Below are 16316 nucleotides of genomic sequence, written 5' to 3'. Positions count from 1 at the left end.
GATTCTGCGCATGCTTCAACCGTAGTGCGGTGTAAGCGTAGCGCACCCGCAGCGGCGGCCCGGCGCAAAGCAGCGCACCGCGCTGCCGGGGTTGGATGCGGCTATAGATGCTGCTCATGGGCTGTTATTCCCAGTCCATTGTGGAAACGTCGGGAATGCGTTCTGAACCCCAATCGCTTTCGTACCACCCTTTTTTTACGTATTGATGGAAGCTTGACCACTTCCAATCGCGAGGTGCTCTGCTCCAGCCGTGTTTCACCGGGTTATAGTGAATGTAATCGATATGCTGCTGCCAGTCGTTTTCGTCCCGAATAACGTGCTCCCAAAAGCCTCGTTGCCAAGCGTTTGGGTTTCCAGGGGGAAGGAGGAAATCTTTCGATGCATACTTTTTGATATCTCTCCAACGAGAAGAGTAATCAGAATCATCTTCCGGGAGGGTCCAAAGGCAGTGAAGGTGGTCGGGGAGAAGTACAAATGCCTCCATCACAAAAGGTTGCTCCTCGCGTACTCGACGAAAAGCTCTCCCAAGCGCATTAATATTGAGTTGATCGGCGAGTAGCGGCTGGCGTGAATGGGTCACGACCGTAAAGAAATAGCTGCCTCCGGGCACGTAGGCTCGCCGATAAATTGCCATTACTGCCTTCCTTTAAAATATTATAAATATTACGAGGTAAGGTTAATGGCTTATGAGGTGTATGTCATCTTGAGGGCATTTTGCTCGCGGGTGCGCTAACGCCACATTACAAGGTTTGAATGTAGTGCGCGGCAGGGCTTTGGCGCGCCCGCGATGGTGCCAAAAGGCGGTAAGAGCGTTTAACGATGGTGCTGCTGTTCGCGTTCGGGCTGCCACAAGATGGCGTCGATACGCAGGCGGACTTCGGAGTTATTGGGTAAAGGCCAATCAATAATATCGCCTACTTTAAGGCCGATAAGGCCCGCGCCAATGGGTGCCATTACCGAAATGCCGTCCTCAACCGTGCTGAGTGCATGTGGGTAAACCAGTGTACGCACCATTTGGCGCCCACGGGTTAAGTCAGTGAAGCGGATTTGGCTGTTCATGCTGACCACGTTGTCGGGGATTTCCTGAGGATCAATCACTTCCCCGCGGGATAGCTCTTCCTCAAGCAGCGTGGCCACGGCAAGTTCCTTATCCGTAGCGTTATCAATCAAGCGCTGCAAGCGCTCTGCATCAAGACGGTTAATAGTAATGGGAGGACGTTGTCCCATGGTCACTCTCCTTGGAAAGCAATGAAATCAATCGGATAATTTTATTTAACAGTAAATAAACGATTTTATAGCTGTCAATAAAAACAGTCCTCCCTGAAAAGGGAGGACTGTTCGCCATGACCAGTGTAAGCGATCTAGCAGAGGAAGGCGATTACATTACTCCTTGCTCAATCATGGCATCCGCCACCTTTCTGAACCCGGCAATATTAGCGCCCAGTACCAGGTTGGTGGGGTCGCCAAACTCTTCCGCCGTGGTGGCGCACTGCTGGAAAATATTGGCCATTATCTCTTTGAGTTTTTGGTCAACTTTTTCCAAGGGCCACTGCTCCATGCTGCTGTTCTGCGCCATCTCCAGTTGGCTTGTCGCCACGCCGCCGGCATTAGCGGCTTTACCTGGGCCATAGGCAATTTTAGCGGCCAGGAAGCAGTCAACAGCCTCGGTGGTCGAAGGCATGTTGGCGCCTTCGCTCACGCAGGTAATCTGATTGGCGAGGAGCGTTTTGGCATCAAGCTCGGTTAGCTCGTTTTGGGTGGCACAGGGGAAAGCGGCGTCTGCCTGAATGTGCCAAACCGCATGCCCACCTTGCGGATAATCCCGTGCGCTAATGTAGTGCGCGTCAGGATGCTCGCTTAGGTACTCTTCAAGCGATACCCGTTTGACTTCTTTAAGCTGCTTAAGAAGCCCAAGGTCGATACCCTTTGGATCGTGGACTGTGCCGCGTGAGTCGCTACAGGTGATGGGGGTGGCGCCCAGCTCATACAGTTTTTCGATGGTGTAAATGGACACGTTCCCCGCGCCAGATACCAGGCAGGTTTTGCCTCCCAGGGTCTCGCCGCGGGCCGCCAGCATGTTTTGCGCGAAGTAAACAGCGCCGTATCCGGTGGCTTCTTTACGACCAAGCGAGCCGCCCCAATTTAGGCCTTTGCCGGTTAATACGCCTTCATAGCGACCTGTCAGGCGTTTGTACTGCCCATACATATAGCCGATTTCACGCGCGCCAACCCCAATGTCGCCAGCCGGTACATCGCGGGTAGGGCCGATGTGGCGGTAAAGCTCTGACATGAAGGCTTGGCAAAAACGCATGATTTCGTTGTCTGACTTACCCTTCGGGTCGAAGTCAGAGCCACCTTTGCCGCCGCCGATAGGCAGTCCGGTTAAGGCATTTTTGAAAATCTGCTCAAACCCTAAAAACTTGATGGTGCCTGCCGTAACGCTTGGGTGAAAGCGTAAGCCGCCTTTGTAGGGCCCAAGGGCTGAGTTGAACTGAATACGATAGCCTTTGTTGACCTGTACGCGGCCAGCATCATCTAACCAGCAAACGCGGAACATGATTTGGCGCTCTGGTTCGACCATACGTTCAATAATGCTGTGCTGTAGGTAGTGCGGCTGGCGCTCAAACAGAGGACGCAAACACTCTAATACTTCTTCTGCCGCTTGATAAAATTCAACCTGAGCGGGACTGCTAAGCTTTAAACGGGACAGCGTATCGTGAACGTAGGGCATGAAAAAATACCATGTGTAATTACTAAAGACGTTGTTAGCTGGTCAGCTATTTGAGGGACATTAAACGAGGGATGCGCTTTCTTGCATACCCTATGTCGTTTCGGAATGGGTAAAAAAATAGTGGAATTTAGACCAAAGTCGCAGTGTTTTGCTTAGAAAAGCAGAATGTTAACAAAGTCAGTTAAACGGTATTTAAACGTAATGCGGTGCATATCGCCAGCCATCATCGCCATGTTGGTGAGGCTCAATCGTAGTGCGGTGTAAGCGAAGCGCACCCGCAGCGGCGGCCCGGCGCAAAAGCAGCGCCCTGCGCTGCCGGGGTTAGGGTTGGGTGCGGCTCTAGGCCAAGGCGGCACATCCGGGCGGCTGGCGCCGCCTTTCGCGGGTGCCGCAGGCTCGTTTCTCGCCTGCGTTACCACGCGCTACAATTCTGCGTATATCGATGCAGAGTGCTGTAACCGTAGTGCGGTGTAAGCGAAGCGCACCCGCAGCGGCGCGGCCCGGCGCAAAAGCAGCGCACCGCGCTGCCGGGGTTGGTGTTGGGTGCGGCTCCGGGCCAAGGCGGCGCATCCGGGCGGCTGGCGCCGCCTTTCGCGGGTGCCGCAGGCTCGTTCCTCGCCTGCGTTACCGCGCGCTACAATTCTGCGCATATCAATGCGGAGTGCTTCAACCGTAGTGCGCGGTAAGCGAAGCGCACCCGCAGCGGCGGCCCGGCGCAAAAGCAGCGCCCTGCGCTGCCGGGGTTAGGGTTGGGTGCGGCTCTGGGCCAAGGCGGCACATCCGGGCGGCTGGCGCCGCCTTTCGCGGGTGCCGCAGGCTCGTTCCTCGCCTGCGTTACCACGCGCTACAATTGCCATGTTGAGGTGGCGTGGCTCAACCATGGGGCTCGGCATTGTTATTGTGGCGATGGTTCATCACATCTCGATGTGACGCACGCCGGGCACGGCATTTGTTATCGTGCGGGCGCGGTAATGGCGTTTATCGGCGCTATACGGGCAGGACGGCGCCATCTGTGCGGGGTTCGGTGCCGCCCTGGAATGTGCCGGTGGCGGCGTTGCGGAGGATGATTTGCCCGCGGCCAAAGGTTAGCGCATCGTTCGTCCTGACAATGTGATGCCCGCGCCGTTCTAATGCTTGGGCGAGGTGGTCGGGAAAGCTGGGTTCCACCTCAACGTTTTTGCCTGCTACCCATTTCCAGCGCGGTAGGTCCAGTGCCGCCTGTGGGTTGAGCCTGTCTTCCAGTAGGCTGGTAACTACCTGTACGTGGCCTTGAGGCTGCATGTAACCGCCCATAACGCCGAAGGGGCCGACCACTTGATTATCCTTGGTGATAAAGCCGGGGATAATGGTGTGGTAGGTGCGCTTGCCGGGGCGCAATACGTTGGCGTCTTCTTCGTTAAGCGAGAATGACCAGCCCCGGTTTTGCAGGCTGATACCGGTGCCTGGCACGACAATACCTGAACCGAAGCCTTCAAAGTTGCTTTGGATAAACGAGACCATATTGCCTTCGTCATCCGCAGTGGCGAGGTATACCGTGCCGCCCAGAAGTGGATTGCCGTGTACGGGGTCAATGGCTTCGTTTCCGATCAGCTTACTGCGCTGTGCCAAGTAGGCCGGTGAGAGCATCTGTTCGACGCTTGGTGTCATATCTTCACGCTCGGTGATATAACGCAGCCCATCCACATAACCCAGCTTGGTCGCTTCGATGCGACGATGCAGCGATTCAACCGCATCGCGTGGCTCATCGCCCAGTGCTTCCAGCATGCCGAGTGCCTGTAGCGCGATTAAACCGCTGCCGTTGGGCGGAATTTCCCAGATATCATGACCGCGATAACGAATGCTAATTGGGTCAACCCATTCAGGTCTAAAGGCTGCAAGATCTTCCTTACGTAGAAAGCCCCCATGCTGGCGCGAAAAAGCATCCATGGCATCGGCTAGCTCGCCTTCGTAGAACGCATTGGCGCCGCTTTCAGCTATCGCGCGTAGCGTGTTGGCCATGTCGGGTGAATGCCAAATGTCGCCCGCTTTTGGGGCATGGCCGTGTGGCGCAAAGTGTTCAAACCAGGGGGCAAACTCAGGGCGGTTGTACTGCTTGTAACGGGTGAAGGCTTTGTGCCATAGCTGACTCACCACGGGAGAAACTGCAAAGCCCTCTTCGGCCAGGGTAATCGCCGGGGCCAACAGTGTCGCAAGGGGAAGCTTGCCAAAGCGCTCAGAAAGCGTGGCCCAGGCAGCGGGGGCGCCGGGTACGGTCACTGGGGTTAGTCCGTGGGCGGGCATTGCATCCAGGCCAAGCTCTCGTACGGCGTCAATACTAATCCCCATTGGGGCTCTGCCGCTGGCATTAAGGCCGTGTAATGTATCCTTCACCCATACCAGGGCAAATGCATCGCTGCCAATACCGTTGGAGGTGGGTTCAACCACGGTAAGTGCGGCGGCTGTCGCAATAGCCGCGTCAATCGCGTTGCCGCCATTACGCAGAATATCGGCACCCACTTGGGCGGCAAGCGTTTGGGAGGTGGCGACCATGCCGCGCTTACCCAACGTCACCATGCGTCGGGAGGCGGCCGGGTAGTAATGAGGGTCGAGGTTCATTGAATTATCCTTGTGCGATATGCCAAGCAGGCCACTGTAGGGCTCAACATTAGCAGGATAATCTTATGAACGTCTTCTGATAGCCTTTTGATTCGAACCGTTGGGGGGCTCACCTTTCAGGGCTTACGCAACAGTTCAATCGGCACGTTAAGGTGTTGCGGGCGCTGGAGTACATTCAGCAACACAATGGCGCGCTCTTCGCCCTTGCAGCGCTCGAATATAGCGTCAAGGTCTTTAAAGGGGCCGTCAGTAATGGTGACTTTTTCGCCTGCGCAGAAATAGGTATGGCTCCCTTCTGAGCGGTGAGGTTGGGCGCGAAGCGTCTCCACCAGTGTATTGGGCACGCTAATGGGCGTATTGCCAAACGTCAGCAGGCGTAATACACCACGGGTAGAGCGAATGGGGCGCCAATTGCTGACAACCAGGTCTAAACGAATAAACAGGTAATAGGGAAACAGCGGTTCGCTCACCGTGGCAAGCTTGCCCTGGCGCTTGCGTTGTACATTCAGTACTGGATGAAACACCTCATAACCCTGGTGAGCGAGGTGTTCGGCCGCGCGGAATGATTCGCTGCCTTTGCACTGAATAACGTACCAGTTGGGCAGGGCGCGCTCTTCAATGCTGGACTCGGAAGTGGTTAGCTCTAGGTCAGTAGGTTCCATGCCGTTAGCTCTGTGCCTGGGCGAGCAGTGTAGCGAGTGCTTCTAGGGTTTGGTCGATATGTGCCTGAGTATGATCATAGGCAAGGAAAAAGCGTAGCCGGGCGCTCTTTTCCGGTACGGCTGGGTAAAGAATCGGCTGAACATTGATGTGGTACTGTTCAAGCAGCGTGTGAGAGAGGTGTGCTGCCAACGGTGAACTGCCCACAATGATGGGAACAACGGCTGCGCCGATGCTGTGCCCGGTATCCATGCCGTGTTTTTTGGCTTGCTGCAGGAAGTAGCGCGAGATCGAGTGAAGTTTTTCCACCCGTTCAGGCTCTTGCTGCATAAGCGCTAGCACTTTGATCGAAGGGGCGGCGACCTGGGCAGGCATTCCCACACTGTACAAGAAACCGGGCGCAAAGTAGCGCAGCGTTTCAACCAGCGCTTTAGTGCCCGCAATGTACCCGCCGCAGCCGGAGAGCGTTTTGCTCATCGTGCCCATCCAGATATCCACATCACGTGGGTCGATGGCAAAGTACTCATGAAGCCCTAAGCCGTTATTACCCATAACGCCGAAGGAGTGTGCTTCATCAACCATCAGCCATACCTGGTGCCGCTTTTTGAGCTCGATAAAGCGAGGCAGATCAGGAATGTCGCCATCCATGCTGTAAAGCCCTTCGATGACGACAATCACCCGTTCAAATTGATGACGGTGGCGGCTAAGCAAGGCATCGAGGGCATCGGGGTCGTTATGGGAAAACGACATGCGTTTGGCGCCGGAAAGCTGCGCGCCAACCAGTGAGCTGTTGTGAATATACTCGTCATGTAGCACGAGGTCTTTAGGCCCAAGCAGATAGCCAAGCGTTGATACGTTAGTGGCATGCCCGCTTACAAATGCGACCGCATCATCGACCTGATACGCCTTGGCAATGGCGTGTTCCAGCTCCCGATGAATAGGGCGCTCACCAGAAACTACCCGGCTGGCCGATACGGAGCTGCCGTAACGCGTCACCGCCTCGCAAGCGGCTTGGTTAACGCGCGGGTCACCCGAATAGCCAAGGTAGTTGTAGCTGGCGAAGTTGATGCACGGTTGCCCCTGAATAACGCTGGTTGCTCCGGCAATGCCTTCATGCACCTTAAAGAAGGGGTCTTTTAACCCCAACTGTTCAGCACCTTGGCGCAGCATGGCAAGCTGCTGATAGCCTGGGTGGGCATCAAACCGTGTAAAGCGCTCGGGCACCGGGCTGGTTGAGTCGTTGCCCGGTGAGGAGCTGGCAGCGTTGGCCATTGCGTGTGGCGTCGTACGTGACGTAGTACGTTTACGTGCTTGTTCCAACAGTTGCCGTTTTAAATCAGAGCGCTTGGCGGTCATGGTGTCTCGGTTGTCGATGATGTTGATGCAGGCTCAGTGAAGCCGTCTGCCCCGTGGCGAGCGGCCAGAGAGGCTAACGCATCTTGCGGTGCTTCTTCAACATCGTCGTCATGCTGATGGAGCTTTTGAATCAGCACACCCGCCAGCTTGTTAAGTGTTGAGGCTTCGCTAAGTATCATTACCGGCACCTGAACACCCAAGCGGTTCTCGATTGCTGTCATCAGCTCGACCCCCATCAGCGAGTCAAAACCCATGTCGTAGACCGAGCGATTAACGTCAATCTTTTCCTCTTCAATTAACAGGATGCTGGCAAGCTCTGCTCGAAGCAGCTCTGTGACCGTACTATGCAACTCTTCCGGGGAAAGGTCGGCAAGCAGAGCGCTGATATCGTCATCGGCATCGTTGCTACTGTCGTCATCGCTGGCACGGGCAATCTCGTTAAAGCGTGGCGCATTGGCGGTCGGCAAGAAGCGGGCGAGCGCGCCCCATTCAAGCTCCAGTACGCCAAGGCTGGGGCCGGGGGATACCAGCATCTGCTCAAGCACGTTAAGCGCATCATCTGAACAAAGGGCAGAACCGCCTAAACGCTCTTGCAGCGCGTCACGCGTGCGCGTGTTGCGCGCCAGGAAGCCGACATCTTCAATGGCACCCCAGCGTACACAGGTTGCAGGAAGACCGGCGGCACGACGATTAGCGGTAAACGCTTCGAGCCAATGGTTGGCGGCCACGTAATTGGCCTGACCTGGGTTGCCAAATAGCGTGGTCGCTGACGAGTAGAGGATAAAGAAGTCCAAGTGCTCATTACGCGTTAGCGCATCCAAGTGGCGAGCACCCTCTATTTTGGGCGCTAGCACCTTTTGAATGCGTTCGGCGTCCAGGTTACGAATCAAGCTGTCATCTATCACCGTGGCGGCATGCACGATACCGCGCAGCGGGCCCAGCTCATCCTTGGCGCGTGCTAACACGTTGGCCAGTGCATCGCGGTTGGTAATGTCGCAGGCTGCGGCCATTACCTGTACGCCCTGAGCATTAAAATCCGCAATAGCAGCTTGTGCTTCTTCGCTGGCCGGGCCGCTGCGGCTAAGCAGAATCAGTTGGCGAGCGCCTTTGCTTACCAGCCATTGGGCGGTTTTAAGGCCGAACCCGCCCAAGCCGCCGGTCACCAAGTAGCTGCCATCGTTTGATAGGCTCAGCGTTTCACGGCCCAGCGCTTCGTTTCTGGGCGGCGCAATAGGCTGCTCATAGGTAACGACGACTTTGCCGATCTGGCGCGCTTGCTGCATATAGCGGAAAGCATCGATGACCTGGCTATGGCTGAACGCGGTAAACGGTAGCGGGCTGAGGGTGCCGTCGTTAAACAGCGCCATCATTTCCCCGAACAACCGCTGGGTCAGCGCAGGCTGTACTTTCATTAGCTGATCAGAGTCGATACCGAAATAGCTTAAGTTATTGCGGAAAGGACGCAGGCCAATGTGGGTATTCTCGTAGAAATCGCGTTTACCCAGCTCCAGGAATCGACCAAAGGGGCGCAGGGCGCGCAGGTTTTGGTTGATGGCTTCCCCGGCAAGTGAGTTCAGTACGATATCGACACCTTCGCCCTGAGTGTCTTCAAGAATTTCTTCGGCAAAGGTGAGCGAGCGGGAATCATAAAGGTGCTCCACGCCCATTAGTCGTAAAAAGTCGCGCTTCTCTTCCGAGCCCACCGTGGCGTAAATTTCCGCGCCAAGCCATTGGGCAATTTGCAGCGCGGCAATACCGACACCACCGGCTGCGCCATGAATCAAGACTTTTTCACCTGGCTCCAGGCGTGCCAAGTGTTTAAGCGCGTAATACACGGTAAAAAACGTGGTCGGGATAGTGGCAGCGGCGGCGTAACTCACGCCTTCTGGAAGAGGCGCTATCGCGTGCTGACTGGCAATCAGCCGGTCACTAAAACTGGCTGGCCCAAAGCCGACGATGGCTTGCCCTGGGGCTACGTGAGTAACGTTGTCGCCCACGGCAATAACTTCACCAGAGAACTCAAGGCCCAGTGTGGGCCCCGCAAAGCCGTTCTCGATCGCTTCGTCAGAAAGCAGGCCGAGCGTGTACATCACGTCACGGAAGTTAAGCCCGGTAGCTTTTACCTTGACCTCAACCTCATCGGCCTTAAGCGCAGGTAACGCTCGTGGGCGCCACTGTAACTGGCGCAACTGCCCGGGTAGCGCAAAGCCGAGGGTCATTGCTTGACGGGCAGGCGTGTTAACGGTTTGTTGAGGTGTTGGTGCAGGCAAGGTGCGCAAGCGGGTGGCAAAGCGTTCACCGCCTGCATGGATGACGACTTCGTTTTCGCTGTCCGCGATAGTCAGCGATGCAGCCCATGTACTTAACGCTGCATCGCTAACCTCATAGGGGATATCCAGCAAGCTGGCCGTATGACCCACGGCTTCATTGGCAAGCGAGCGGCCAAAGCCCCAAAGTGCTGCATCATCGGGTACGTTGTCGTGTGCTTGCTGAGTGTCCCAAAGCAGGCTAACACCTTGAGTGGTAAGCCATAGCGTTGCCGAGGTGAGTTTGGCCGCTTCCAGCGCCAGGCTCCACTGCTGGGCACGATAACAACGCAAGGTTTGCACGGTGGTGTCGTTACCGCCCAGGTCGCGTAGGTCAATCACATTCAACGTTTGAGCAGCATCGCCCCATTCGCCGAGTGCATTTTGCAATAGCGTATCGGGTGCGTCGTCGCTTTGCTCAACCCGGACCTTGGCCTGGTGTGCGGTAAGCGCTTTAGCCAAGCGCGCCGCAAGCGCCTCGTTAGTCGGGTCGGTGATGATTAACTGGCAAGGCGTGTCGGCAAGGCTTTCATCCGCCTGAGAAGCGGCGGATACCAGTGGCAGCTGGGCATGCAGCAGGTAAGCGCCCGCCGAGCTCTCTTCAAGCTCGATGGGGGCTGAAACCATAAAGCCTTGGGCACTTAGCCAATCGCTTAGTGTGCTGTGTTCCAACGCTGCCTGGTCGATGCCTGGCGTTGCCAGCACGTCGTCTAGCCACTGGCTGGGGGCAATGCCCATCACCATAAGGTGGGCGCCAGGGGCCATCTGGGCAGGCAAGGCTTCAATCAGCTGGCGCGTGCGAGCAGGTTGGGTGGCATCGCTGCTGATGAAGGCGAGCTGGGCTTTTTCTGCGTTTGCTAACGTGTGTGGCGCATCATCCAGCGACTGCACATCAATAAGCGGGTAGCGCTCTTGCAGCTGTTCAGCCTGGTGACGTGCGCTGTCATGTGTGGTAATCACTCGGTAATGGTGATTGCCTGCCTGGCCCGCATTGGCTAGCTGTTCCAGCAGTCGCTGGCCCAGCGCAGGCGCGCAGGGGCCCGCTTCAAGCAGTTGCAGGCGCTCGCCTTGGCCCAATAGGGAAAGTGAGGCTTCAATCAGACTGCCAAGCTCAGTGGCAAGCGCTTGCCAACCGCATTCGCCGATCAGTACACGGTTTAGCCTTGCCATTAGCTCAGTGGTAATGCCCAGTGTCTCAAGCGATGTCGTGCCGTTGAGTAGTGCATCACGGTGCAAGCCCAAGCGGCCCACCAGATGAATCGGTGCAAAATAGTCGGGGTAATCCTGCACCAGCAGTTGCCAGATAGCCTCGGGCGCCAGTGCTTCCTCGTCGCCTTCAATGGCATAGCCATGCTGGGTAAATGCTTCGCTTAGGCTATCGAGTAACGGAGCGACTTCCTGGGCGTAGCGTTGACCGGTATATGACGCGTAGTGGCTGCTTAGTTGTGCCAAACGGTTTAGGGCGTCGGCCGCCAAGGGCAGTGGCTTGGCGTCAAGCGGCGCTGGGGTAAGCTCAACATCCAGATAGCTAAACGATTGATGATGCGCGCGGTTCAAACGAATCGCCTTGAAGCGTGTTTGGCTCAGCACGGCCACGGCGTTTCCACTCGCATCGTACAGTTCAAAATCTGCGGTAAACGAGTGGGGTGCGCGTTTGCCCATCACGGCGCGAGCCAGTACCGGCACACCCGCTTCGAGGTTGACCTGTATACGACCAACCCGAACAGGCACGAAAGCAAGCTGTGCGGCAAACTCGCTGTGCTGCGCTAGCAAGGGGATAAACATCTGGAAGGCGCTATCCAGAATGCCGGGATGAAGATGAAGCGTCGCTAGCTGTGCCTGCACATCACTGGATAAATCGATTGCGCCGATGACGGCGTTATCTTCAATCCATCCGTGGCTAATTGCCTGGAAGGCAGGCCCATAGTGCAGGCCGATGCGCTCGGCCATTTGCAGGTGTTCCGTTAGCGTGTAGTCCGGTGCGCGCGAAGGCAGTTTAGGTGCCCGACGGTTGAGCAGAAAGCCACGGCTTTCGTGCATATTGCGCGCTACCGCGTTTAACTGCCATTCGTGACCATTGGCTGGTTCACGGGAGTGAATGGCGATGCGGCCATCTTCCGAATTGAGCGCTAAGCGCAGAGCACGACCATTAGGTCCATCCAGCAGGAGGGGGGCACGAATTTCCAGCTCTTCGATATCCAAAAGTGGGGTATCTTTTTGCTGTAATGCGGCGGCCAGGGTTAGCTCAACAAACCCGGCACCGGGGAACACCGCGCCTTCACCCACCACGTGATCGGCAAGCCAAGGCTGACGTTTAATGTCCAACTGGCTTTCCCAGGTGTGCTCTTGCTGCGCCAGCGGGTAGCCCAGTAGAGGATGCTGGTAATAGCGTGAAAGTAGTCCTTGGCTGTCTTGTGTGCTGTTGACCCAGTGCCGCGTGCGTTGCCATGGGTAGCGGGGCAGTAAGGTGCGTTGGCCTTCCACGGGGAACACATGACGCATATCAAATGAGAGCCCGCTCAACAGTAACTGGCCAACGCTTTGCAGCAGTTGTTCAAGACCAGGCTTGTGCCGCTCAATGGTGCCAATTGCCAGCCCTTTACGCTCTTGCTGGCGTAGTGTTTCATTGAGGTAGCGGCGCAAAATGGGATGCGCGCCAACTTCTACAAATACGTTATAACCCTGTTGTATCAGCGCGGTGGCTGCGTTATCAAACAGGACCGGTTCGCGGATGTTTTTCCACCAATACGTGGCGTCAAGCTCAGTGCCCAGGCTAAGTTCACCGGTAACCGTTGAGTAGTAGGGCAGCTGTGTTTTACAAGGGGTAATGTCGGCCAGGGCATCAATAACCCCCTGCTGGATGCTATCCATGGCAGGGCTATGGAAGGCGTAGTCCAGCGGTAGGCGTTTGGCGAAAGTGCCTTGTTCACTTAACGCGGCTTCAAGCTCGGCCAATTGATCACGGTTACCTGCCAGCGTGATGCCTTTAGGACTGTTAATACCCGCGAGGCAAACCTGGTCAAATTCTGGCTTGGCAAGCCATGGCGCTATGTCTTCGGCACTCATGGCGACGGCGCTCATTTCGCCCTTGCCACGGGTTTTTCCTTGATAAAAACTGCGGAAATAAATGACCTTGACGGCGTCTTCAAGACTGAGTGCGCCTGCAGCCCAAGCCGCAGCGACTTCCCCGACACTATGCCCAAACACAGCGGTAGGCATGATGCCCTGCGCTTTTAGCCATTCTGTTAGCGCGACCTGTAGAGCAAACAGGGCTGGCTGAGCGATTTCGGTAAGCTCGAAGCGGTTCTCTCCGTTCTGCCCCTCAAGCTCAGTACGTAGCGAGAAATCGCCGTGCTGCTGAAACAGGCTGTCCACGCGGTCAATAGCGTCGGCAAAAACGGGGGCTGTATTGAGCAGTTCACGGCCCATGGTTTCCCACTGGCAGCCATTGCCGTCATAAACAAATACCGGGCCACGTGCATTGGGCAGTCGTTCCAGCGTGATCACATGCGGGGTGTCTTCGCCCTTGGCAAATTGGCTCAGCGCCGCTGCGGCTTCTTCTGGCGTTTGTGCAAAGCAAAGTGCGCCAAAGGTGTGCTGTTCACGGTGGTTAAACAGTGTATGGGCAACATTGTAGAAGGCGTCACTGCCTTCCATGAGATGCTCTGCTAATAAGTGAGCGCTATCCGTCAGTGCGTCCTGGCTTTTAGCACTTAGCCGGATGGGCAATGCATGAGCGGAGGTGTGGCCAGCTGCTGCCGGTTTTTCCGGTGCACTTTCTAAAATAACGTGGGCATTGGCGCCGCCAAAGCCAAACGAGTTAATCCCGATGACCAAGCGGCCCTCTTTTTTAAGAGGCTGCGCTTTGGTAACGACATGCAGGTTCCATTCATCAAATTTGATGCGTGAATTAAGCTTGCGAATGCCGATGGTAGCAGGCACTTCACGGTGTTGCAGGCTATAAAGCGCTTTGGCAATCCCCGCGACCCCTGACGCCGTTTCCAAGTGGCCGACGTTACTTTTTATAGAGCCAATCGGCAGGGGGGCCTGGCGATACTTGCCCAGGGCTTCACCAATAGCACGGGTTTCTATTGGGTCGCCAACGGCGGTGCCCGTGCCGTGGGCTTCCAGATAGTCGATCTCGTCGGGGCTGATGCCTGCCTGTTCGTAGGCGCGGCGCATTAGGTCAATCTGTGCGCTGGGGTTGGGTACCGTAATGCCTGATTTATGGCCATCGGTATTCACCGCCGAGCCAGCGACCACCGCGAGAATATTGTCGCCGTCAGCGACCGCCTGGTCGTAATCCTTGAGCAGGAAAAGCCCCGCGCCTTCAGAGCGCACATAGCCATCGCCTGAATCATCAAACACCTGGCAGCGGCCCGTTGGCGAAAGCATGCTCGCCTTGGAGAATATAATGAACCCATAAGGGTGCAGATGAAGGCTGATACCCCCCGCCAGCGCCATGGTCGTTTCACCGCTGCGAATGGATTGGCAGGCTTGATGAAACGCCACCATGGATGACGAACAGGCGGTATCCAGCGACATGCTTGGGCCATGTAGGTCAAACACGTAAGAGAGACGGTTGGAGGCAATGCTTGACGTGTTACCCGTCGCGGTTGACGCATCAATGGCCGCCATGTCATCCGCCATGCGATACGAGTAGTCAAGGCTGGCGACCCCCAGGAACACGCCGCACTGGCTGCCGCGTAAGCTGCTGGGGACGATGCCGGCGCTTTCGATGGCTTCCCAGGCGAGCTCTAGCAGCATGCGCTGCTGTGGGTCCATATTGGCCGCTTCGCGGGGCGAAATACCAAAAAACTCGGCATCAAACCCGCTGATGTCGCCAAGGCTACCTGCCGCGAAGGTAACGCTGGTGCCTGGGTGGCGCTTGTCGGGGTGCAAAAAAGCCTCATGGCTCCAGCGGTCAGAGGCCACTTGGGTGACCAGATCTTTTTCGGCTTGCAGGTCCTGCCAGAACGTTTCAGGGGTGGTGCCGGGGAAACGATGGGCGGCGCCGATAATGGCAACGCGTCTAGTCATTCTTGCTCCTGAGGTTCTGGTTCTGCCTTGATCACATCGCTACTTATATCGTGTCCAAACGCTTGTTTAAATAGCTGGACGCCAAGTTCACTGGCGGTTAACGCGCACGTGTCATGCTGTTCGGGCATAAAGTCGTTCGACCACTCTTTAGTCTGCGTCGACCATATCATGTACGGCGTCGTGCCAGCCGGTAACGAGAAGTGCTCATACGCTTCGGGCAATATAGGTACATGATCACCATACCAGCCCAGCAATCCTGGCCGCTTATGTTCATCCAGCGTGCTTTTAACGCTAGCCAACATTTTGTCGGCCTCGCCTAGATGGCGCAAGTACACGGCTAAATCGTGTAAATGTGCAGGTAGCGGCCAAGGCGCTGTGGGCAGTGCAGCCGCAAGGCTTTCCTGGTGAGGTGCTTCCAGGTGCAACGGCCCATGGTTTTCCATGGTAATCACAAATATAAAAAGAGGCCCATTATCGCTATCTTCAAGCAGGCGTCCAACCTTTCGTGCAACGGCCAGGTCGCCGATGTACTGGCCTTGCTTGTCGCTACTCTCAAAACCGGTGAGATCGATAAACTGGTCGAACCCTAACGGGGGGATCACTTTATGGCGCATATAAAAGCTGGCGGGGTAGGGGTGAACGCATACCGTACGGTACCCCGCTGCCTTAAATGCACTGGCCAGGCTTGGCAGTGGGTGGCGCGACAGCGTGCGATAGGGGTTAAATTGGCGCGGGCCCCACGCGGCCGGTGAAAGTCCGGTAAGTACAGCACATTCGGTACGCACGGTATTAGCACCCCATGCGGGCACCTTCAGCTCGCCATGCAGCTGCGCTTGTAAGCGCGTAGCATCAAAATTCTTTAATAAGCTGTCACTAATGTCAGGGTGCCAGGGGCGTGGGTCGAAAAAGGATTCGCTTTGCACCAGTACGACATTAGGACGTACGTTCGATGTTGCGGTGAGGCGACTGGCTTCAATCTTTTGGGTTAACAGATAAAACGGGGATTGTTCAGGCGCGGGAGGAGATGAACGCATAAGGGCGATGCCATAGGCCCATAGGCTTGCAAATAATCCCAAACGATTTATGTCATCTACCGGGTTCAATGTGGTGGGAGCGAGTGCCCGCCAGCCCAAGGCGATAAGCGGCGCACCTATTGCGACGAGTAAGCCGCAGAGCGTGATAAAGCGTTGCCCGCCCCACTGAGATACAAGCGAAGGCTCCCAGTACAGAAACGCTCCGATGGCTGCGGCTCCCGCGCCAATGGCGGCTATGGCAAGGCCGGTCCCAAAAAAGGGCACATAAAGGCGGGGGTGGAGAATGGCATCCCAAAAGTACTCAAAATCGTGGCAGATGAACGGCTCACAGAGTGTGCGAGATTTTGTATTGCTGGATTGAACGAGCACCAACTGAAGCGCCAGAATAAACACCACCGTAAACCAGGGCCGCTGAAGCACCAGAATAAACGCGCCAAACAGCAATAGCCAGCTGCCTACATGGACGCAGTTAGCCGCCAGACCACGCCGCCAAAGCGGCTGAGGGCGAGGGTTAAGGAGGGCTTCGAAGATGATCGTCCCCATCCCTCCAACCAGCAATGGCCAAAAAAGCGCAAAGGGCAGCGAGGCTGTCAT

Annotated in this window: 9 protein-coding genes; all 9 read right to left on the bottom strand. The window is 56.2% G+C overall.

The window, feature by feature from the left end:
• Positions 1-124: 124 nt before the first annotated feature.
• The 9 genes from ACT3T6_RS08085 to ACT3T6_RS08045 all read right to left on the bottom strand — a co-directional run bounded on the left by ACT3T6_RS08085 (position 125) and on the right by ACT3T6_RS08045 (position 16316).
• Entirely contained in the window at positions 125-634 is a 510-nt protein-coding gene (locus ACT3T6_RS08085) for an REP-associated tyrosine transposase (RefSeq protein ID WP_172116192.1), read from the bottom strand.
• A 179-nt stretch (positions 635-813) separates the two neighbouring features.
• Entirely contained in the window at positions 814-1227 is a 414-nt protein-coding gene (gene rnk / locus ACT3T6_RS08080) for a nucleoside diphosphate kinase regulator (RefSeq protein WP_193053109.1), read from the bottom strand.
• A gap of 151 nt (positions 1228-1378) precedes the next feature.
• On the bottom strand, positions 1379-2731 hold the full coding sequence (gene gdhA, locus ACT3T6_RS08075; RefSeq protein ID WP_193053110.1) for an NADP-specific glutamate dehydrogenase: 1353 nt from the start codon (positions 2729-2731) through the stop codon (positions 1379-1381).
• A 152-nt stretch (positions 2732-2883) separates the two neighbouring features.
• The gene (locus ACT3T6_RS08070) at positions 2884-3150 is read right to left on the bottom strand and encodes a hypothetical protein (protein ID WP_287077758.1); all 267 of its coding nucleotides are present in this window, start codon (positions 3148-3150) and stop codon (positions 2884-2886) included.
• A 568-nt stretch (positions 3151-3718) separates the two neighbouring features.
• Entirely contained in the window at positions 3719-5326 is a 1608-nt protein-coding gene (locus tag ACT3T6_RS08065; RefSeq protein WP_193053880.1) for a gamma-glutamyltransferase family protein, read from the bottom strand.
• A 116-nt stretch (positions 5327-5442) separates the two neighbouring features.
• On the bottom strand, positions 5443-5988 hold the full coding sequence (rfaH, locus tag ACT3T6_RS08060) for a transcription/translation regulatory transformer protein RfaH (RefSeq protein ID WP_193053879.1): 546 nt from the start codon (positions 5986-5988) through the stop codon (positions 5443-5445).
• A gap of 4 nt (positions 5989-5992) precedes the next feature.
• Complete coding sequence (locus ACT3T6_RS08055) at positions 5993-7342, bottom strand: aminotransferase class I/II-fold pyridoxal phosphate-dependent enzyme (protein WP_193053878.1); 1350 nt, start codon at positions 7340-7342, stop codon at positions 5993-5995.
• Positions 7339-14688: a type I polyketide synthase gene (locus tag ACT3T6_RS08050; protein WP_193053877.1), complete on the bottom strand. Its 7350-nt coding sequence runs from the start codon at positions 14686-14688 to the stop codon at positions 7339-7341. The genes ACT3T6_RS08055 and ACT3T6_RS08050 overlap by 4 nt, the downstream gene beginning before the upstream one ends.
• Entirely contained in the window at positions 14685-16316 is a 1632-nt protein-coding gene (locus ACT3T6_RS08045; RefSeq protein ID WP_193053876.1) for an LTA synthase family protein, read from the bottom strand. Before ACT3T6_RS08045 ends, ACT3T6_RS08050 begins: the two co-directional genes overlap by 4 nt.

This window comes from Halomonas sp. 72 (genome assembly GCF_052379785.1).
Classification (GTDB): domain Bacteria; phylum Pseudomonadota; class Gammaproteobacteria; order Pseudomonadales; family Halomonadaceae; genus Vreelandella; species Vreelandella citrativorans.
Note: the sequence above shows the minus strand (reverse complement) of the source record. Positions and strands in the feature narration are given on the sequence as shown.